Origin of the sequence: Pseudoalteromonas sp. NZS37 (genome assembly GCF_015864265.1) — a bacterium.
In the GTDB taxonomy this organism is placed as follows: Bacteria; Pseudomonadota; Gammaproteobacteria; order Enterobacterales; family Alteromonadaceae; genus Pseudoalteromonas; species Pseudoalteromonas arctica.
The window spans coordinates 102043-120640 of the sequence record NZ_JADYXL010000002.1; the positions used below are offsets into that span (position 1 = coordinate 102043).

Annotated in this window: 22 protein-coding genes and 2 tRNA genes; 12 read left to right on the forward strand and 12 right to left on the reverse strand. The window is 37.6% G+C overall.

Annotation, left to right across the window (positions count from 1 at the left end):
- Positions 1 to 38: 38 nt before the first annotated feature.
- From nhaC to I6F47_RS03920, 11 genes are all read right to left on the reverse strand, one after another.
- The gene (nhaC, locus tag I6F47_RS03870; RefSeq protein WP_007586912.1) at positions 39 to 1502 is read right to left on the reverse strand and encodes a Na+/H+ antiporter NhaC; all 1464 of its coding nucleotides are present in this window, start codon (positions 1500 to 1502) and stop codon (positions 39 to 41) included.
- Between the two features lie 181 nt (positions 1503 to 1683).
- Complete coding sequence (gene prc / locus I6F47_RS03875; protein WP_007586913.1) at positions 1684 to 3708, reverse strand: carboxy terminal-processing peptidase; 2025 nt, start codon at positions 3706 to 3708, stop codon at positions 1684 to 1686.
- Between the two features lie 26 nt (positions 3709 to 3734).
- Complete coding sequence (gene proQ / locus I6F47_RS03880) at positions 3735 to 4385, reverse strand: RNA chaperone ProQ (RefSeq protein WP_007586916.1); 651 nt, start codon at positions 4383 to 4385, stop codon at positions 3735 to 3737.
- Between the two features lie 15 nt (positions 4386 to 4400).
- Positions 4401 to 4679: a hypothetical protein gene (locus I6F47_RS03885; protein ID WP_002961910.1), complete on the reverse strand. Its 279-nt coding sequence runs from the start codon at positions 4677 to 4679 to the stop codon at positions 4401 to 4403.
- Positions 4679 to 5137 carry a GAF domain-containing protein gene (locus I6F47_RS03890; protein ID WP_197183360.1) on the reverse strand — a complete coding sequence of 153 codons (459 nt, stop codon included), beginning with the start codon at positions 5135 to 5137 and terminating at the stop codon, positions 4679 to 4681. Before I6F47_RS03890 ends, I6F47_RS03885 begins: the two co-directional genes overlap by 1 nt.
- Before the next feature lie 128 nt (positions 5138 to 5265).
- On the reverse strand, positions 5266 to 5646 hold the full coding sequence (locus tag I6F47_RS03895; RefSeq protein ID WP_007586920.1) for a hypothetical protein: 381 nt from the start codon (positions 5644 to 5646) through the stop codon (positions 5266 to 5268).
- Positions 5647 to 5820: 174 nt separating this feature from the next.
- A complete protein-coding gene (locus I6F47_RS03900; protein WP_101216248.1) occupies positions 5821 to 6066 on the reverse strand; it encodes a hypothetical protein in 246 nt (81 codons plus the stop codon).
- Positions 6067 to 6079: 13 nt separating this feature from the next.
- A complete protein-coding gene (locus tag I6F47_RS03905) occupies positions 6080 to 6892 on the reverse strand; it encodes a CPBP family intramembrane glutamic endopeptidase (protein WP_197183361.1) in 813 nt (270 codons plus the stop codon).
- A gap of 118 nt (positions 6893 to 7010) precedes the next feature.
- Positions 7011 to 7907 (reverse strand): LytR/AlgR family response regulator transcription factor, encoded by an 897-nt coding sequence (locus I6F47_RS03910; RefSeq protein ID WP_231609159.1) that lies wholly within the window; start codon positions 7905 to 7907, stop codon positions 7011 to 7013.
- 369 nt (positions 7908 to 8276) lie between these two features.
- A tRNA-Ser gene (locus I6F47_RS03915) sits at positions 8277 to 8367 on the reverse strand.
- 83 nt (positions 8368 to 8450) lie between these two features.
- Positions 8451 to 8541, reverse strand: a tRNA-Ser gene (locus I6F47_RS03920).
- A gap of 251 nt (positions 8542 to 8792) precedes the next feature.
- Between I6F47_RS03920 and I6F47_RS03925 the strand changes: the two genes are divergently transcribed.
- From I6F47_RS03925 to I6F47_RS03955, 7 genes are read left to right on the forward strand one after another with little or no spacing between them, the layout of a single operon-like run.
- Complete coding sequence (locus tag I6F47_RS03925) at positions 8793 to 9458, forward strand: Bax inhibitor-1/YccA family protein (RefSeq protein ID WP_007580214.1); 666 nt, start codon at positions 8793 to 8795, stop codon at positions 9456 to 9458.
- Positions 9459 to 9513: 55 nt separating this feature from the next.
- Positions 9514 to 9867, forward strand: coding sequence for a sulfurtransferase complex subunit TusD (gene tusD / locus I6F47_RS03930; protein ID WP_101216245.1), 354 nt, complete (start codon positions 9514 to 9516; stop codon positions 9865 to 9867).
- Positions 9864 to 10220, forward strand: a complete 357-nt coding sequence (gene tusC / locus I6F47_RS03935) for a sulfurtransferase complex subunit TusC (protein WP_007580210.1) — start codon at positions 9864 to 9866, stop codon at positions 10218 to 10220. Before tusD ends, tusC begins: the two co-directional genes overlap by 4 nt.
- Positions 10217 to 10483: a DsrH/TusB family sulfur metabolism protein gene (locus I6F47_RS03940; protein WP_007580209.1), complete on the forward strand. Its 267-nt coding sequence runs from the start codon at positions 10217 to 10219 to the stop codon at positions 10481 to 10483. The genes tusC and I6F47_RS03940 overlap by 4 nt, the downstream gene beginning before the upstream one ends.
- A 3-nt stretch (positions 10484 to 10486) precedes the next feature.
- Positions 10487 to 10816: a TusE/DsrC/DsvC family sulfur relay protein gene (locus tag I6F47_RS03945; protein ID WP_007580207.1), complete on the forward strand. Its 330-nt coding sequence runs from the start codon at positions 10487 to 10489 to the stop codon at positions 10814 to 10816.
- Complete coding sequence (locus I6F47_RS03950; RefSeq protein ID WP_101163788.1) at positions 10816 to 11502, forward strand: pseudouridine synthase; 687 nt, start codon at positions 10816 to 10818, stop codon at positions 11500 to 11502. The genes I6F47_RS03945 and I6F47_RS03950 overlap by 1 nt, the downstream gene beginning before the upstream one ends.
- Positions 11495 to 11932 carry an NUDIX hydrolase gene (locus I6F47_RS03955; RefSeq protein WP_024592558.1) on the forward strand — a complete coding sequence of 146 codons (438 nt, stop codon included), beginning with the start codon at positions 11495 to 11497 and terminating at the stop codon, positions 11930 to 11932. The genes I6F47_RS03950 and I6F47_RS03955 overlap by 8 nt, the downstream gene beginning before the upstream one ends.
- A 45-nt stretch (positions 11933 to 11977) precedes the next feature.
- Here the strand turns inward: I6F47_RS03955 and I6F47_RS03960 are convergent, their stop codons facing one another.
- Positions 11978 to 13249 (reverse strand): sensor domain-containing diguanylate cyclase, encoded by a 1272-nt coding sequence (locus I6F47_RS03960; RefSeq protein ID WP_101216243.1) that lies wholly within the window; start codon positions 13247 to 13249, stop codon positions 11978 to 11980.
- A 360-nt stretch (positions 13250 to 13609) separates the two neighbouring features.
- On the opposite strand from I6F47_RS03960, the gene mnmA reads away from it, so the two are divergent.
- The 5 genes from mnmA (at position 13610) to I6F47_RS03985 (ending at position 18573) form a co-directional block, all read left to right on the forward strand.
- Positions 13610 to 14710 carry a tRNA 2-thiouridine(34) synthase MnmA gene (gene mnmA, locus I6F47_RS03965; RefSeq protein WP_007580201.1) on the forward strand — a complete coding sequence of 367 codons (1101 nt, stop codon included), beginning with the start codon at positions 13610 to 13612 and terminating at the stop codon, positions 14708 to 14710.
- A complete protein-coding gene (gene hflD / locus I6F47_RS03970; RefSeq protein WP_101216242.1) occupies positions 14710 to 15312 on the forward strand; it encodes a high frequency lysogenization protein HflD in 603 nt (200 codons plus the stop codon). Before mnmA ends, hflD begins: the two co-directional genes overlap by 1 nt.
- A gap of 31 nt (positions 15313 to 15343) precedes the next feature.
- The gene (gene purB / locus I6F47_RS03975; RefSeq protein WP_024589170.1) at positions 15344 to 16714 is read left to right on the forward strand and encodes an adenylosuccinate lyase; all 1371 of its coding nucleotides are present in this window, start codon (positions 15344 to 15346) and stop codon (positions 16712 to 16714) included.
- Between the two features lie 88 nt (positions 16715 to 16802).
- Positions 16803 to 17960 carry a ribosomal protein uL16 3-hydroxylase gene (locus I6F47_RS03980; RefSeq protein ID WP_197117647.1) on the forward strand — a complete coding sequence of 386 codons (1158 nt, stop codon included), beginning with the start codon at positions 16803 to 16805 and terminating at the stop codon, positions 17958 to 17960.
- 154 nt (positions 17961 to 18114) lie between these two features.
- Complete coding sequence (locus I6F47_RS03985) at positions 18115 to 18573, forward strand: GNAT family N-acetyltransferase (RefSeq protein WP_197183362.1); 459 nt, start codon at positions 18115 to 18117, stop codon at positions 18571 to 18573.
- Positions 18574 to 18598 lie beyond the last annotated feature (25 nt).

An 18598-nucleotide genomic window follows, 5' to 3' on the forward strand; every position in this document is an offset into this window, starting at 1 on the left:
AAAACAGCTCCTTTTAAGTTAAAAGGAGCAGTTTAAAATTAGGCGGATTGTTTTGGCTTAATACGTAAAATTTTAATGCCCAAGTAGGCATAAACCACCGCTAAAACAGGGTTAATTAAGTTAAAGAAAGCATAGAGTGCATAATCAAAAGGATTTATTAGTAAAACGCTTTGCATATATGCGCCACACGTGTTCCATGGAATTAGTGGGCTGGTAATTGTACCGCCATCTTCCAATGTACGAGATAAGTTAACAGGCTTCAAACCACGTTTTTCATATTCATCTTTAAACATACGACCAGGTACAACAATTGCAATATATTGATCGGCCGCTATCACGTTAGTACCAATACACGTTGCTATTGTTGCCGCAATTAACGATCCCGTACTTTTAGCTATTTTAAGTATGCTTTTAACAAAAATATCCAAAAGGCCTGTTTTTTCCATAATGGCACCAAACATCAGTGCAGTCATAATAAGCCATGTGGTTGTAAGCATTCCGGACATACCGCCACCACTGAGTAGGGAGTCCATTTTGTCATCGCCTGTACTTATGCTAAAACCATCAAAAAACGTCGTCCAAACAAGCTTAAAATAGCCAACTAGCTGCCCTTGAGAAACATCAATTTGGCTAGCAATTAAATCAGATTGAAACAACATGGCCCAAACAGCGCCCACAACAGCACCGATAGAGATAGCAGGAAAGGCTGGCATTTTTTTAATCGCTAAAACTAAAAGTACAATTAGCGGGATTAGCATTTCAAAACCAATATTAAAGTTTTGCTGTAAAATAGCCGTTATTTCATCAATGCGCCCCGCTTCGCTTGAAGCAGTTGCGTTAAAGCCCATGAATATAAATATAATCAGTGCAATTACAAAACTTGGTACTGTCGTCCACAGCATATGTTGAATATGCTCAAATAAATCAGCGCCTACAACTGCTGGCGCTAGATTGGTTGTTTCTGACAGCGGGCTTAACTTATCACCAAAGTACGCACCAGATATAACAGCGCCTGCTGTAACTGTTTGTTCAAGTCCAAGACCCGTTGCAACGCCTAATAAAGCAACACCTATCGTAGCGGCAGTAGTCCAAGAACTACCTATACTCATAGCTACAATGCCACAAATTAAACAACTCGCTGCATAAAACCAACTTGGGTTTATAACTTGCAAGCCATAATAAATTAAAGTTGGTACAGTTCCAGAAAGTAGCCAAGTGCCAATTAACGCACCTACCATAAGTAAAATTAGGATAGCGCCAAGTGAAAGCGTTATACCTTCGATCATGGCTTGTTCTAATTTTTTCCATGTATAACCGTTTTTAAGCCCAATTAAAGCCGCTGCAAAAGTAGCAAATAAAAGTGCAATTTGGTTAGGGCCTGATGAAGAGTTATCACCAAATAAGTAAACTGCAGCACCAAGTAAACAAATTAATACAGAGATAGGAATTAATGCATCAAAAAACGAGGCGGGCTTGATTGGTTTGTCATCCAATAGCTTCAAAGTAGAGACTCCTAGACACACTTACTGTGTGTTTAATTATTATTTTTAGCACGTAAAGCGCATTAATTGAGCATGATTGATCTAGCTCAACTTTATGTAATCAAATATTATAACAATTTAGTAAATTTTAGGTAGTAAAAAAGGCGCTAATGCGCCTTTTTTATAGAGGTAAAACCAGTTGTTACTTCTTAGCTATACGACCATAATTAATATAATCTTGAGTAATTAATGCAGCTTCTTCCAAAAATGGGTCAAGCTCTTCAATTACTTCAGGTAAATCGTCTAAGTTTTCTACCGGATCTTTACCTAAACGCTTAAGACGTTCGTTAGTACGTACAAGTGCACGTGCTTCACCTTCATCTTTTTCTTTAATACGCGTAGCTTCAACTAAAGAGATAGTTTTACGGTCTTTCTCTTCGTTGTATAAGGTAATGTCATTAAATACATAACCAAATTCTGGTTCTGATTTAATTCGTACTTCGTGTTGTTTCTCAAGGTACGTAATAATAGGTGTTAAATTACCTAATTTTTTGTATTTCGCTTTAACAATGCTGTCCCAAGGAAGTGCATTATCTTGCTTACTTTCGCCCCACTCTGCAGGATCGATTGCTGATGGAAACGAAATATCAGGGATCACACCTTTATGTTGCGTACTACCACCGTTAATACGATAAAACTTAGCAATCGTATATTGTACGCTACCCAGCGCATTATCGTATAAATCGTAAGCGCGGCCTAAGCCTTTGTGCTGCTGTACTGTACCTTTACCAAAAGTTTGCTCGCCAATAATAACTGCACGACCATAATCTTGCATAGCTGCTGCAAATATTTCAGAAGCAGAGGCACTGTAACGGTCAACTAAAACAGTTAAAGGACCGTCGTAATAAGTTATACCATCACGATCTTTTTGCTCTTCAATACGGTTATTTAAGGTATGAATTTGAACAACTGGACCTTGGTCAAAAAACAAACCAGACAGTTGTGTTGCTTCATATAAAGAACCACCACCATTTTGGCGTAAGTCGATAATAATACCATCAACTTTTTCTTCTTTAAGCTTAGCCAGCTCAACTTTTACATCTTTCGAAAGATTATTGTAAAAGCCTGGAATTTCAATCACGCCAACTTTACTTGTTAAATCAGAGTATTTGGCTTCAAATACTTCTGATTTAGCCGCTCTATCTTCAAGTCGAATTTTATCACGCGTGATTTCAACAACTTTAGGTGCGCCGTGAGCGTCAACACCTTTTAAATACTGTAGACGTACTTTAGTCCCTTTAGGACCTTTAATTAAATCAACTACGTCATCTAAACGCCAGCCAATTACGTCTACAAATTCTTCGCCATCTTGGGCAACACCAATAATGCGGTCATCAGCTTTAATTTGATCTGTTTTATCTGCAGGGCCTCCCGGCACTAAGCTGCGAATAACAGTGTAGTCTTCATCAGGGCTTAGTACGGCACCAATGCCCTCAAGCTCTAAATCCATATCCATTTTGAATTGCTCTGCACGACGTGGCGATAAATAAGATGTATGCGCCTCAATACTACGTGCTAGCGAATTCATAACAATTTGAAAAGCATCTTCTGAATTAGATTGTACTAAACGTTTTTCTGCATTTTTATAGCGTTTGGTCAGCACTTCTTTAATGCCTTCCCAATCTTTACCCGTCATTTTTAAACGCAGTGCGTCGTACTTTACACGCTCACGCCAAATTTCATCAAGCTCAGCTTGTGACACAGGCCATGCTGAATCTTCACGGTCAAAAAAGTATTCATCTTCTTTATCAAACGTCATTTCTTTTTCAAGTAAAGTAAGTGAATACTCGTAACGTTCAAAACGGCGTTTAAGACTTAAGTTAAAAATATCAAACGTAAAGTCTAATTTACCGGTAGTAATAGCGTTATCAAAGTCATCACGATATTGCTCAAAAGAAGCAATATCGCTGGCTAAGAAAACGCTTTTATTAAAATCAAGGGATTCGATATAACGATCGTACACTTTACTAGAAAGCTCATCGTTAAATCGAACCGGTGTATAGTGTGAACGAGCAAATAAGCTGGCCACTCGTTTGCTAGCAGTACCATGTTGACTCTCTTGCTTAAGCTGGGGTAAATCGTCAATTGTAACGGCTTCTACAGCAGCAAATAATGAACCTGAAAACAGGGCAGCAACTAACGGAATGAGCGTAAACTTTTTACTCATACACAACTCCTTAATTTATTTACAACTTAAACGATGTATAAGCTGTCAGCTTTGGTTTTAACTTGCATACCTGTCACTAATTCAACATGAACGTCATCTTTGTTCACTTCAGTGATTACTGCATTTACAAGTGCTTGGCCAAGTTTAACCTTAACCTTATTATTAACCTTGACCTCAGTTGCTGGTAAAGGTTCAATTTTTCCTGAACGTTTAACTGGCGCTGCTTTAGCAGGTTTGTTAGCTGCAGGTGCGTTTTTATCGCCTGCTTTGCTAGCATGAGCTGGTTTTTTCTTGAAAGATTTAGAATCAGAATCTTGGCGAGGACGCTGTTGTTTTTTGCGTTTTGCCATTTTAGCGCGGCTTTCTTCCAATGCTTTTTGTGCATGGTCGATATGCTCTTGCTCAACTTTTTCACCTTGATTACCATCAAGATCAATACGAAACTCTGACTTTGTCACAGCTTCTAAATAACGCCAATTAGACGTGTATTTTCTAAGCGCTTGACGAACTTGAGTCTTACTTACTTTTTCAGACCCTTCAATACGCTCAGCAATATCTTTAAAAATACCTACTTTAAGCGGCTTGATGCCATCTTTTTGTTTAAAACATTGTGGGAATTCTTGATATAAAAATTCCAACACTTCATTAATATCTTTTAGCTTGTTTGTGGTTTCCATTTTAGAACCTATTTTTCACATCTTTTCATCAAGGGACGAATCGACGTAGTGTGTTACCCAGTCGACCAACTCTTCGAAATCGGCTTCTATTACAGCCATATCACCCCGAAGGTGTTCCCAAATACCATTAATTGTTTCATCAATAAATTCACATTCTGAATCATCTGGAAGACGATCCCATGCAATATGAATTAAATCATTGAGCGTTTCCGCTACATGCTCTTCTTCGCCTTCCCAGTCGCCAACATCTTGCACAGCAAATAGGTAGTCTTGAACATTTAGCAAATCTTTCATTACAGGCTCGCCTCTAAGCATTTCACTAATGCTACAAGGCCAGCTTTATCATCAGCATCAAATCGGCCAATACTTGGACTATCAATGTCTAGTACTGCGAATACTTTACCATGTTTCATGATAGGTACAACTACTTCAGAGTTAGACGCTGCATCGCAGGCTATATGCCCGTCAAAAGCGTGAACATCTTCAATTAATTGTGTTTCAGCGGTTGCCGCAGCTGTTCCACATACCCCTTTCCCAACGGGAATACGGATGCATGCAGGATTACCTTGAAACGGACCAAGTACTAATTCAGTAGGAGAATCCATAAAGTAAAAGCCCGCCCAATTTACATCTTCTAAAGAGGTAAATAACAGCGCGCTTATGTTTGCCAAATTGGCAATTACATTAGATTCACCAGCTATCAGCGATTCAGTTTGCTTAACTAATGACTGGTAAAAATCGTGCTTTTGCATACCAAACTACTTCTTATTAAACATACAGTAGCTAAAGGTACTCTTTGTCGTGAAAAATTGGAACCTTTTGGAGGTAAAAAAAAGGAAATCGCACCGTTTATCAGCGTGCTTGGTTAATAATGCTGCGATTATTTTTTTACCGATTTGCGAAGACCAAATAAAAACAGTCCGGCTGCAAATGCTGACATAACACTATTAATCAAAAATATCTCGCCAGTTGAGGCACTTAATAAGTAACTAAATATAGCGCCACCTAACAAACCAAGCGTTAATACACCTGAATAATTAACTTTAGAATACTTAAACATTAGTAAATACCCTGGCACAACAAAGGCCGCCATCGTTAAGCCTACAATATGTGCATTTGAGATAGCAGTCATCAACAGTTGAAAAAATACGGATAAGAAATCACCCTGTAGCGTTAGTGCATAATACAATCCTAACAAGCTGCCAATAATTACCGGGGACAATAATGAAAGCGCGACGCTTTTTGCGAGTTGATGTTTCATCTAATAATCCTTAATACAGAGTATAAATTTTAATGTATTAAGCATGCACCAAGATCTAAAGCTTAGAAATAGAGACTATGGTCGTAATTTATGATTAAAAATAAACCTTATTGCAGTATGAGCCTATTAATAAATTAATAGGCTCATACGTTTGGGTCATACTTATCAAAGTGCTTATAACTGAGCTATTTTATTTGATAACTCAAAGTGGCGAGATGTTACTATTTCCTCTAGCACTGCCAATCTTTTGTTCAACATCGCTCTTTGTTCCTCTAATTTTGTTATCTTATTATTATTCAGTCCATTAAATTTTACTTGCGCTGCCATTATTGTAGTTTTATAGGTGAAATAACGTTTAGTAATAGTAAGAATCAAAAAGGGTGAGCTAAATATAATTATTACAATAAATAGTTCTAGCATGGTCGTTTCCCAATCAATTTAAGTAAGCTTGTTGCGTATAAAGGCCACTTTTAGTGCATTGAAATAATTTTGATAATGTAACTTCGCGCTGCTTTCCTCGTCGAATTAGCATCTCAACATACACAATACTTAACACAATGGCTGTTGCTTTAAATAAGTTACCTTGTAGATCACCTACTGCGCCGCCCGACATACCAAATATTCCGTAAGCTGCATTCATAAAAATATGCATCCACATAGGAAACCAAATACGATAACCACATTCACAATATAGCCACGCAAACCATGTACCTGCTACAGTAGTGATCGTAACCGCCATCAATGCAGAAATCGCATCATTACCTTGATAAATATGGCCCAGGCCAAATATTACTGAACTAATCAATGCCGCAGGCACAAAGCCCCATCTACAATATTTAAATAAAACACCAAACAATGCAGCCCTAAAAATTAGCTCTTCAAAAAAACCCGCATAAACTGAGCCGGTGATTATTGCTGGTATTGATAGGTTAAGTTCATCACTCAAAAATCCATAACCTATTGCCATAGGAGCACAACAAATAATTGCTGCGAGTGCATAGTTAATAAAACCAGAAGAATTAAGCCCTATAGATTCAAAAGGCTCACTTTGTTTAAACAAAATAATAGCCGCAATAACTAACGGTCCATATAAAAAAGTATATTTAGCGGGGGTAAATAAAATGCCAGTTAGATTATCAAGTTCAGACAACCAGCTAGACCAACCTTCTCCCCAAAACTGCCTCATTACATAGTGGCAAAATACAAATATAGAAATTATTACAAGTGCCTTGATAGCGTATTTCATATCTACTTTCCTCGTTAAGTTGTAAATTTCAACTTAATCTTCGCAATAGTAAAAATACAAAGCGACTTATTAGGTCTCAATTACAAGACGAGGTATAAAGCCCATGTTTTAGGGGGGATTAACATGTTTTTGGGATTAATGACAAAGCATCTTTTATTACTTTTACATAAGAACGAGACACCGGTATTTTAATATCAATTGTATGCAGCGATAATTGCAACCCTCCAGCATTACCACTGTAGTGCTGAATGTTTTGCAGGTTGACCGCATAAGAACGGTGGCATCGTAATATAATTGTATTTTCTGGAAGCTGCTTTAATAAACCGCTAAGAGATACACGTAATAGTTTACGTGAAGTTGAAGCTCCTTCCTGTATTGTTATTTCACAATAGTTGTCTGAAGATTTAATAAATAAAATATGGTGATGAGCCGTGTTAATTTCGTCGTTTTTATTATCGCCTTTAAGAGTAATTGTCTTTAATTCAACTTCTCTCAACTGCTCTTGAACGACGCTAACTGTACTTGGCTTAGTTAAATCTATTACATGCCTATTTACCACAAGTAAAAAAATAAGAGGAAATACACCAATACAAAAAATATACCCTACAAAAAGTAATTGATTCTGCCAATGCCAAGACCCAAGTACAGCAACCACAAAATACCCATGATTGAATAACGCAGTAATTAAAATATATGTGACAGGAATAATAATTAAACGGCTTAATTTACTTAGCTTAAACTTAAGTAACACTATTTCTATGAATCCTGACAATAGCAAAGCACAAAAGGTTACTAACCCATAGCCAAAAAGCCGCAGAAACTTGTAAGACTCGGTATCGCTTGAAGTGCCAAAAGGTTGAAATACAAAAAGTACAAAAAGCGCTATAAACGAAAACATGACGGCACGATATACAACTAACTTTCTCGAATCTAGATCATCTTTGAGCCACAACATCCTATTTTGCATACCTTTAATCCACCAATGTTTAAAAATAGCACACATTAATATGTGCATTCCAACTCATTTAAAATTTTTGTGATGGTAGTTTTATTAAAAACAAAAAAAGGAAGAGAACATCAACGTTATTTAACAGCAGAAGATGGTGTGTGAGCAATTCTATCTGATTTTAAGATTTTACTAATGAGAGATAAAACATGTAATACCAATTCGCTTAATTAAGTGGTCTATTTTGAGGGCGGAAAAACGTGTTGATAGCTAGGCAAAAAATCCGCTATTAGTTGTTCTAAATGAGAATTTTTTAACGCAGGGAGCGACACGTTTAGCCCCGCAAAATGATTAAGTATTATTGCGGATTGGTATAAGTGCACTGATTTTGTTCCAAACACAAAAAAGCCCGCTAAATTAGCGGGCTATTTTGTTATATGGTGGAGAGATAGGGATTTGAACCCTAGATGGGCTATAAACCCATGCCGGTTTTCAAGACCGGTGCATTCGACCACTCTGCCATCTCTCCGATACTGCTAAGTTAAAAGTAAGAGTGTACTAATAACTATTTAAATGAATGATACTTTAATTACCACACACTTATTAAATAAGTGGTGGAGAGATAGGGATTTGAACCCTAGATGGGCTATAAACCCATGCCGGTTTTCAAGACCGGTGCATTCGACCACTCTGCCATCTCTCCGCACGGCCTGCATAATAGGGAAACCCATCCCTTTTGTGAAGCTTTTTTTTGAATTAATTGTTTAAGTGCTTAAAAAACAATTAATTTGTCTAAAGTTAGAACAAAGTGTTTTTAATTTAGCCATCAATACTCTTTTATTTAAATATTTAACTCTATTGATCTACAAAGGTTTGCCCAAACATATAAGAGTTGGTAATCTAATTTTAGTTAAATTATCGAAACACACACGTTTCACTTAAAGGAGCTCTACAATGGCGTTTAATCAATCGTACAATACCGCGAAACCGGTAATGTCTACCATTGAAACAAACAAGGTACTTAAAAACACCTACTTTTTACTAGCTATGACACTTGCTTTCAGTGCTGTTACAGCCGGTATTTCAATGGCACTACAATTACCTTACTTTATGGGAATTGTGTTTACACTTGTTTCGTTCGGTTTATTATTTGTTGTAAATAAAAAAGCAGATACAGCATCTGGTGTATTTTGGGTGTTTGCTTTCACAGGTTTAATGGGGGCAGGCTTAGGTCCATTGCTTAACCATTATGCTGCAATGCCTAATGGCCCAATGCTTATTATGCAAGCGTTAGGTTCTACGGCGCTTATCTTTTTTGGTTTATCTGCTTATGCACTGAACACTAAAAAAGACTTCTCATTCATGGGTGGCTTTTTAACGGTTGGCTTAATCGTTGTGATTGTAGCTAGCATTGTTAATATTTTTGTTGGCAGTTCACTTATGTTTATGGTGCTTAATGCGGCAGTTGTATTGATCATGTCTGGTTTGATTTTATTCGATACAAGCCGAATCATTAATGGTGGCGAAACCAACTACATTCGCGCAACAGTGTCTTTATACCTAAGCGTATATAACTTATTTACGTCTTTACTTGCTCTACTTGGCGCAAGTGATGACTAATTAAATAGTTCTGTTAAAATAGCCCCTTAATTGGGGCTTTTTTATTGGAATTGTTTTGTCACGTTTCGTTCTTTCATTACATACACCACCATCCGATCACGATACAACGCAAAGGTTAGTTAAGTTTGCGAATGCATGTTTAGCCCAAGGGCACACCATTGATGCTGTTTTTTTATACCAGCAAGGTATTTATCATGCATCTACCCACTTTGATTTATCCTCAGACGAACTTCAAATTTCAGCACTTTGGCAGGAACTCGCCGATCAAAAACTAAATTTAATGCTGTGTGTTACCGCCGCTGAAAAACGCGGGTTAGATATTAAAAACACAGGTGTATTTGCAGTCGCAGGGCTAGCTGAATTTGCAATGCTTGCAAGCGACGCTGATAAATGGGTGCAATTTAAATGATAAACGTATTAGTAATGAGTCAGTGCAGTCCATTTGACGATTTAAATATTCGTGATGCACTTGATATGACATTGATATTTGCTGCCGTTGACCAAAATGTGAGTTGGTTGTTTAGCGGCCCCGCCGTTTTGGCTTTAAAAAAACATCAACAACCAAACAATATTGGCTTAAAAGATTTTTTTAAAAACATTAAAACACTCGAAATCTATGATGTTGAAAACATCTACGTGTGTGAAAAGTCATTGCTTGATTATGGTTTAAATAAACATGATTTACTCATAGAGGCAAAAGCACTCAACTTTAGCCAACAACAAACATTAATCAAAGCGCAGCAACATGTGGTGAATTTATGAGTACATTACATATTTTTTCTAAGCCGCTTAACTATTATTCGGCTAATCAGCTAGAGAACTTAATTTTATCAGACGATAACGTGCTACTTGTTGGTGATGCCTGCTTTGCAAAAAAACAATTTAGGCAATTTGCAGATACACTGTTAATACTTGAACAAGACGCGCAAGTACGTGCAATAAAATTAACAGATAACGATAAAGCCATTAGCTATGAAGACTTTGTAGCACTCACTTTATCAACTAATCAATCAATTACGTGGTAACTCATGCTTGAATTTAACAACCAACAGATTGAAACCGACAAACAAGGCTACTTGCTTGACCATACTTTGTGGTCAAAGGAGCTTGCACCTGTAATTGCTATCCAAGAAAACATTACCCTTAGCGTTCAACACTGGGAAGTCATTAACTTTGTTCGTGATTTTTATATTGAATATAACACCAGCCCAGCAATTCGGATGCTTGTAAAAGCAATGGCTAAAGCACTCGGTGAAGATAAAGGAAACAGCCTTTATTTATATAAATTATTCCCTAAAGGTCCTGCTAAGCAAGCAACAAAAATCGCCGGATTACCAAAACCAGCTAGGTGCATATAATGAGATCTAAATCAGGCAATAATCAAGTAACTGAATCCAAGCCAAAAAGAAGTACAGGGCGTACTTATTCACGCAGTGCACTTAACAAAACGCCTTCAGGTAAAAGAGAGATAAAGCCGCAAATAGCATCTAAAGACAGAAAAATTGTGTTATTCAATAAACCATTTGATGTGCTATGCCAATTTACGGATGACGCAGACAGAAAAACTCTCGCTGAGTTCATCCCTATTAAAGAGGTTTACGCAGCAGGAAGATTAGACAGAGACAGTGAAGGTTTATTACTTTTAACAAACTGTGGGAAATTGCAAAACAGCTTAACTGCACCTGATAAAAAAACGAATAAAACATACTGGGCACAAGTTGAAGGTGAACCAACAAGTGAATCAATTAATGATTTATGTAATGGCGTAGAACTTAAAGACGGGCTTACACTCCCCGCTAACGTTAAAATAATTGATGAACCTACAATTTGGACGCGTAATCCGCCTGTACGAGAGCGAAAAGCAATCCCGACTACTTGGTTAAGTATTACCATTAACGAGGGTAAAAACAGACAAGTTCGCCGAATGACCGCGCATATTGGACACCCTACACTTCGCCTCATTCGTTATAGCATTGGCAACTATACCTTGGATGATATTAATTGTGGTGAATACAAAGTAATTAAGGGCGTAGTTGATGCATAAACCGCATGTAACAGTTGCGGCAATAGTAAAAAAGCAAAATGAGTTTTTACTTGTAAAAGAGCGCGATAAATTTACACAGCAGGTTTGTTACAATCAACCTGCGGGTCATTTAGAGCAAAACGAAACTCTTGCACAAGCTGCAAGCAGAGAACTACTTGAAGAAACAGGCTTAGCGCTTGAGCCAGTCGGCTTTTTAGGTGTGTATAATTTGCATGCCGAAAATGGAGTGCACTATTTACGATTCTGCTTTTTATTTGAAGCGCCTGATAATATAAAAGCGCCAACACCAATAGATACCGACATTATCAGCGCTAACTGGTACACATTAGAGCAAATAAAATCACTACCGCTTAGAAGCCCTTTAGTATTGAAGTGTATTAACGACAGCCTGAATCGACCAGTATTAAGCCTAGAAACTATTTATAATTAGCTATATTGGGGAGTAGCTTAAATAAAATAATTAACTCTATTTTATTTACTCGGAGCTTAGCGCTATGCAGTTACGCCCTTGTTTTTTAGCATAATACAGGGCGTTATCAGCGGCTTTAACAAAGCTAATTTCATCACTATTTGTATAGTCACTGATGGTATTAATACCCATACTTATAGATAAAAATCCGGTAAAGCTATCCTGGTGTGCAATAGCTAAATTTTCTACAGCTTTTTGTATTTGCTCAGCTATAAACAACGCCCCTTGCCTATCGGTTTGAGGTAATAAAACAACAAATTCCTCTCCCCCATAGCGAGCAACAAAATCTTCTGGGCGACTAACCGTTGAAGCAATTGTTTGAGCCACATCATATAAACACGTATCGCCCGCTACATGCCCATACCGGTCATTAAATTGTTTAAAATGGTCAATATCGATAATAATCATCGATAGCATGCCTTCGCATTCTTTTGCTCGTTCGTACTCATGCGTTAGTTTTTCATCAAACCGACGCCTATTTGCAATTTTGGTTAATGCATCCAAAAAGGCCATATCCCTAAGTATATCCTCTGCTTCTAAACGCTCTGTAGCATCATTAAAAACAGCTAAAAACTCTTCACCTATATCAATTCCTGAAATTTCCATCATCACTTGTGAACCATCACGACAAGAAACTCGATAGTTATTTGCGGGTATATCGTTATTATTATTTAGCGCCTTTTCAAGTGAGTCTTGCCACAGATCTTTTACAAGTGCTCTATATTGCGGATCTGGATACGCTTTTTCCCACCACGATTTAAGATTAGGTACATCCTCTACCGTATAACCAAAAACATCTACAAAGCGTTGATTAACTTTTAAAATATCACCCGTTTTAGCACACACATTACATACCGGCATTGGCAAAACGGTAAATAACCTAGCGTAATGACTTATCTCATGCTTGCGCATAGGGTTGAGCGTACTTTGAGGTAAGTAACTCATTGGCATATCACTTTTTTCAATACTAAGCTTTTCGTCCATTTCTAAAGCAAAATACCATTCAAGCCACCAATGCTCTACACGCTCAAGCACCTTTAGCTCAATGTTCTTTTTAGCGGTTGAGCCCTTAATTAAGCTAAATAACTCATGTACATGATTTGGTTCTTGGAAAATGTGAGGGTTTTTGAGTTTTATTAACTCATAAAAAAGGTGATAGGCTGACTTTTTAAACTCTGTCGTTTTACTGGAGAGTAATTCACTATCCACAAAATCAGATTCGTTTGTGTAGTGTTCAACTAAAGAATTTATCTTGTTTATTTGATAGGCGTAATTCATATATTCATTCCATTGACTATATATCAAGCGACTTAAAGTGGTTTACATTCATATACTCACCACTATTTTTATTTTATTAAGTGTATATTTACTCTAGTAGTTTTAAAAGAAAATACTATTAATAAAACTCAATAACTACATGAATTATTCTATAGTCTTAATTTATTAGTAAAGATCACTTTAATATTACTAAAGTTACAGCCTGATAACGCGCTTAAGTCTAGTTTGCTATTTGTTATATAAATAAAATACTGACTAATTCCCCTCTTTGCGCCCTTAGTCTCTTTAAGCACAAACAAAATACATGCTATAATCGCGGCCTTTCCAAGTTAACAGCAATCTGTATAAGCGAAATTATTCATGAGCGAAAATAGTCACATTAAAGTCATTGTTGGCATGTCCGGCGGTGTTGATTCTTCTGTATCTGCATATTTATTACAACAACAGGGCTACCAAGTAGAAGGCCTGTTTATGAAGAACTGGGAAGAAGACGACAATGATGAATACTGTGCTGCTGCTGATGACTTAAAAGATGCACAAGCAGTGTGTGATAAGTTAGGCATTGAGCTTCACACTGTTAACTTTGCAGCAGAATACTGGGACAACGTATTTGAGTACTTTTTAGCTGAGTACAAAGCAGGTCGTACACCTAACCCAGATATAATGTGTAACAAAGAAATTAAATTTAAAGCCTTTTTAGAATTTGCTGCTCAAGCACTCGGTGCTGACTTTATTGCAACGGGTCACTATGTTCGCCGTGAGCTTCGCGATGACAAATACGTAATGTGTCGCGGACTTGATAACAATAAAGATCAAAGCTACTTCTTATATACTCTAAGCCATGAACATATTGGCCAAACGTTATTCCCTGTAGGCGATATCGAAAAACCAGAAGTACGCCGCATAGCAGAAGAACAAGACCTAATCACTCACGATAAAAAAGACAGTACAGGTATATGCTTTATTGGTGAGCGTAAATTTAAAGACTTTTTACAAAAGTTCTTACCAGCACAACCTGGCGTTATCGAAGACACAGACGGTAACAACGTAGGTGAGCACGAAGGCTTAATGTACCACACACTTGGACAACGCAAAGGCTTGTTAATTGGTGGTATGAAAGAAGGTTCTGGTGAGCCTTGGTACGTAGTAGATAAAGACCTTGAGCGAAATGTACTTATTGTGGGCCAAGGTAAAGATCACCCTCGCCTATACAGCAACGGTCTTAACGCAAACCAACTTCACTGGGTAGACCGTATTGGCCCTAAAGGCACAACTCGCTGCACAGTAAAAACGCGTTACCGCCAAGAAGACTTAAGCTGTACCCTACTTGTAGGTGAAGACGGCATGGCCCGCGTATTGTTCGACGAGCCACAAAAAGCAGTGACGCCTGGTCAATCTGCCGTATTTTACGCAGAAGATATCTGTTTAGGTGGCGGTATTATTGATTCGGTGATTAAGTAATGAATGAACACCAAGTCATGGCGCTTGCCGCCATGTGCCAGGCTGCTAAACAAGTTCAAAAAATTGCCCAGTACGGCAACAATAACGAACATGATTTAGAAATCTTACTTTCAAGTATTATTCAAACATCTCCGGCATCGCCAGAAGATGTTTACCAAGGTACTGACAACTTACGTGATGGTTACAAAACATTAATGGCGCAGCTAACCGCAGGCGCTCAAAAAGATGTTGAAATTGTAAAGTACGTAGGTGGTTTAATGCAGCTTGAGCGAGCACTAAGTGCAAACGGCAAAAGCTTAAACGAATTAGGTAAACGAATTGATGATATTCATCGTCGTTTAGACCACTTTGCTATTACCGATGAGAGCGTTGTTGCCGGTTTAGCAGATATATACTCGTCGGTGCTGAGCCCCCTTGGGCACCGAATACAGGTTTATGGCAAACCCGAGTTATTAAAACAGCAGCTCACTCAAAATAAAATCCGTGCGTTATTATTAGCCGGCATTAGAAGTGCAGTATTATGGCGACAAATGGGCGGTAAACGCCGTCACTTTTTCTTTGCAAAAAGAAAAATACTCGCTATTGCTAAAACAAAAATTTAACTATCGTTCAAACTAAAATTTAGGAGTTATTATGGAGCTTTCAGCGTTAACGGCTATCTCTCCAGTGGATGGTCGCTACGGCAGCAAAACCACTGAACTACGCAGTATTTTCAGCGAATTTGGCTTAATCAAATACCGCGTAATTGTTGAAGTGCGTTGGTTGCAAGCGTTAGCTGCAGCAAGCGATATTAAAGAAGTACCTGCATTTAGCGAAGAAGCTAATGCACTTCTAAACGCCATTGTAGATAACTTCAGTGAAGCTGATGCACAACGCGTTAAAGATATAGAACGCACTACAAATCACGATGTTAAAGCGGTTGAATACCTACTAAAAGAAAAAGTAGCCGATAACAGTGAGCTTCATGCAATAAACGAATTTATTCACTTTGCTTGTACTTCAGAAGATATTAACAATCTATCTCATGGTTTAATGCTAAGCGAAGCGCGTAAAAATGTTTTACTTCCTTATTGCGACGAACTTTTAAGCGCAATTAAAGCTAAAGCAATTGAATACAAAACAATCCCAATGATGACTCGTACGCACGGACAACCAGCCACACCATCAACTATGGGTAAAGAGTTTGCTAACGTATATATGCGTTTAAAGCGTCAACGCGGGCAAATTGCACAAGTAGAGATGCTAGGTAAAGTTAATGGTGCTGTTGGTAACTACAACGCTCACCTTAGCGCATACCCAGATTACGACTGGCACACACATGCAGATAAATTTGTATCAAGTTTAGGCTTAACACTAAACCCATTTACTACACAAATTGAACCGCATGACTATATTGCAGAGTTGTTTGACGCAATTGCACGTTTTAACACTATATTGTTAGATTTTGACCGTGACATGTGGGGTTACATTGCCCTTAATCACTTTAAGCAAAAAACAATTGCTGGCGAAATTGGCTCATCAACAATGCCACATAAAGTTAACCCAATTGATTTTGAAAACTCAGAAGGTAACTTAGGCTTAGCAAATGCTATTTTTGCTCATCTTGCACAAAAATTACCAGTTTCTCGCTGGCAGCGTGACCTTACTGATTCAACCGTATTACGTAACCTAGGTGTAGGTATGGGTTATGCAATTATTGCATACCAATCAACACTTAAAGGTGTAAGTAAGCTTGAAGTAAACGAGCAACGTTTAGCTGACGAGCTTGATCAAAACTGGGAATTACTAGCCGAGCCGATTCAAACGGTTATGCGTAAATATGGCATTGAAAAACCATACGAAAAACTTAAAGATTTAACACGCGGTAAACGTGTAAACAAAGAAATAATGGCTGACTTCATCGATGGTTTAGACCTTCCAGAGCACGCTAAAGTAGAAATGAAAAAACTAACACCTGCTAATTACATTGGTCGTGCTGTTGAGTTTATTGATGATTTAGTTTAAAAACTAAATTGCTCTTTTAAAAAGCGAAAGGATCATCCTTTCGCTTTTTTTGTTTTAACCCCATTGCACTAACTAGTAGGCATAATGTATGTATCAATTAAAAATAAATAATTTGTCTGAGCAAGAGTTTTTAAGCCATTTTTGGCAAAAAAAGCCGCTTTTAATCAAACAAGGTTTTGCTGATTTTCAAGACCCGCTTGATGCTAATGAATTGGCCGGCCTAGCAATGGAAGAAAGCATAGAGTCACGTATTATCACCAATCATAAAAATGACTGGCAAACGCACCAAGGTCCATTTGAAGACTTTGAGCAGTTAACCGACGATCACTCTACTTTACTCGTGCAAGCAGTTGATCACTGGCATAGCGATGCTGCACAACTGCTAGAACCATTTAGGTTTATTCCCAACTGGCGTATAGATGATTTAATGATCAGCTATTCAACGCCTAATGGTGGTGTTGGTCCACACTTAGACCAATACGACGTATTTATTATTCAAGGCGAAGGTAAACGTCATTGGCGTGTAGGCCTCCCTGATCCAACACTTAAACAGTTTGCTCAAAACAAAAAGTTACTGCAAGTTGAACCTTTTGAAGCCGTAATTGATTGCATATTAGAACCAGGCGATATTTTGTATATTCCACCAGGGTGCCCTCACGAAGGTTACGCTGTAGAAAACGCACTAAATTATTCAGTTGGTTTTAGGGCGCCAAATCAACAAGATTTATTGTCGAGCTTTGCCGATCATATTATTGATACCGAAAGCGGACAAAAACGTTATACCGATCACAACATCACACTAAGAAAATCAAAAGGTGAACTTACAAACCTTGAAGTTGATAAAGTTAAAACACTGATGGCGGCACTTTTAGAAAATGACGATTTATTTAAACAATGGTTAGGCTCAACGCTTAGTCAGCCCAAACATGAAATGGATTTAGCACCAGTAGAACCTCCATTTACACCTGAGCAAATAAGCGATGATTTAAGTGATGAAGAAACTGTGTTTGAGCGTTTAGGTGGCACGCGTGCTATTTATCAGCAACTCGATACCGAAGTGTTATTAAGTGTAAACGGTGAAAATTACGCTATGCCATTAACTGACTTAGCGGCGGTAAAACTACTTACCGATAATACTGAATTTGAAAGTTCAGCATTAAATTTAACAAACCCAAGTTTAGTTTTTACTCAAACTTTTACTACACTTGTTAATGAGGGGCTTTGGTTTAATATAGACCAAGAGTAATAATACCAATTTTATTAATAATGGTGAGCATTTTGCAGCGTAAAATATTATGTATACAGGTTAGTTAAAAATTTTAATTTTCATCTGATATTGGCTTAAATAATTTTGCTGTGATTGCTTACTCATTTTAATTGGCTATCAATAGGAGTTTGCAATGGGCTATCTGGTTGATAAGGTTGAGTGGGATATAAAAAAAGATATGCTACAAAAAATTCGAGAGCGAGTTTTTGTTTACGAGTTACATATCCCCAAGCATATCGAATTTGATAGCCTAGATAAAATTGCATTACATGTACTTGTAACAGACGATGCAAACTGCCCAATAGCAACGGGTAGATTATGTAAAGATGGCTTAATCGGCAGAATAGCTGTATTACCTGAGCACCGTAATCGCAAAGTATATAAATCGCTTCTCAACTTTATTGTTGAATTAGCTTCCAACCAAGGTATAGAAGAAGTAAGCATTAATTGTATTTTAAATGAGGTAGAGCGTTTTAAGCGAAATGGCTTTATTCAACAAGGAAATGTTTTTATGGAAGCGGGAATACCTAGGCAACGCATGCAATGCCCTGTTTCAGCGTTTAAAACAACCCCCTTCACACTTGTTCATTAGATAAAGAAAAGGGCAATAAATAAAC

Excerpts from the sequence above, each read along its gene's own strand:
- prc (WP_007586913.1), bottom strand. The coding sequence starts at position 3,708 with ATGAGTAAAAAGTTTACGCTCATTCCGTTAGTTGCTGCCCTGTTTTCA.
- proQ (WP_007586916.1), bottom strand. The coding sequence starts at position 4,385 with ATGGAAACCACAAACAAGCTAAAAGATATTAATGAAGTGTTGGAATTT.
- I6F47_RS03885 (WP_002961910.1), bottom strand. The coding sequence starts at position 4,679 with ATGAAAGATTTGCTAAATGTTCAAGACTACCTATTTGCTGTGCAAGAT.
- I6F47_RS03890 (WP_197183360.1), bottom strand. The coding sequence starts at position 5,137 with ATGCAAAAGCACGATTTTTACCAGTCATTAGTTAAGCAAACTGAATCG.
- I6F47_RS03895 (WP_007586920.1), bottom strand. The coding sequence starts at position 5,646 with ATGAAACATCAACTCGCAAAAAGCGTCGCGCTTTCATTATTGTCCCCG.
- I6F47_RS03900 (WP_101216248.1), bottom strand. The coding sequence starts at position 6,066 with ATGCTAGAACTATTTATTGTAATAATTATATTTAGCTCACCCTTTTTG.
- I6F47_RS03905 (WP_197183361.1), bottom strand. The coding sequence starts at position 6,892 with ATGAAATACGCTATCAAGGCACTTGTAATAATTTCTATATTTGTATTT.
- I6F47_RS03910 (WP_231609159.1), bottom strand. The coding sequence starts at position 7,907 with ATGCACATATTAATGTGTGCTATTTTTAAACATTGGTGGATTAAAGGT.
- I6F47_RS03925 (WP_007580214.1), top strand. The coding sequence starts at position 8,793 with ATGGCGTTTAATCAATCGTACAATACCGCGAAACCGGTAATGTCTACC.
- tusC (WP_007580210.1), top strand. The coding sequence starts at position 9,864 with ATGATAAACGTATTAGTAATGAGTCAGTGCAGTCCATTTGACGATTTA.
- I6F47_RS03940 (WP_007580209.1), top strand. The coding sequence starts at position 10,217 with ATGAGTACATTACATATTTTTTCTAAGCCGCTTAACTATTATTCGGCT.
- I6F47_RS03945 (WP_007580207.1), top strand. The coding sequence starts at position 10,487 with ATGCTTGAATTTAACAACCAACAGATTGAAACCGACAAACAAGGCTAC.
- I6F47_RS03950 (WP_101163788.1), top strand. The coding sequence starts at position 10,816 with ATGAGATCTAAATCAGGCAATAATCAAGTAACTGAATCCAAGCCAAAA.
- I6F47_RS03955 (WP_024592558.1), top strand. The coding sequence starts at position 11,495 with ATGCATAAACCGCATGTAACAGTTGCGGCAATAGTAAAAAAGCAAAAT.
- I6F47_RS03960 (WP_101216243.1), bottom strand. The coding sequence starts at position 13,249 with ATGAATTACGCCTATCAAATAAACAAGATAAATTCTTTAGTTGAACAC.
- mnmA (WP_007580201.1), top strand. The coding sequence starts at position 13,610 with ATGAGCGAAAATAGTCACATTAAAGTCATTGTTGGCATGTCCGGCGGT.
- hflD (WP_101216242.1), top strand. The coding sequence starts at position 14,710 with ATGAATGAACACCAAGTCATGGCGCTTGCCGCCATGTGCCAGGCTGCT.
- purB (WP_024589170.1), top strand. The coding sequence starts at position 15,344 with ATGGAGCTTTCAGCGTTAACGGCTATCTCTCCAGTGGATGGTCGCTAC.
- I6F47_RS03980 (WP_197117647.1), top strand. The coding sequence starts at position 16,803 with ATGTATCAATTAAAAATAAATAATTTGTCTGAGCAAGAGTTTTTAAGC.
- I6F47_RS03985 (WP_197183362.1), top strand. The coding sequence starts at position 18,115 with ATGGGCTATCTGGTTGATAAGGTTGAGTGGGATATAAAAAAAGATATG.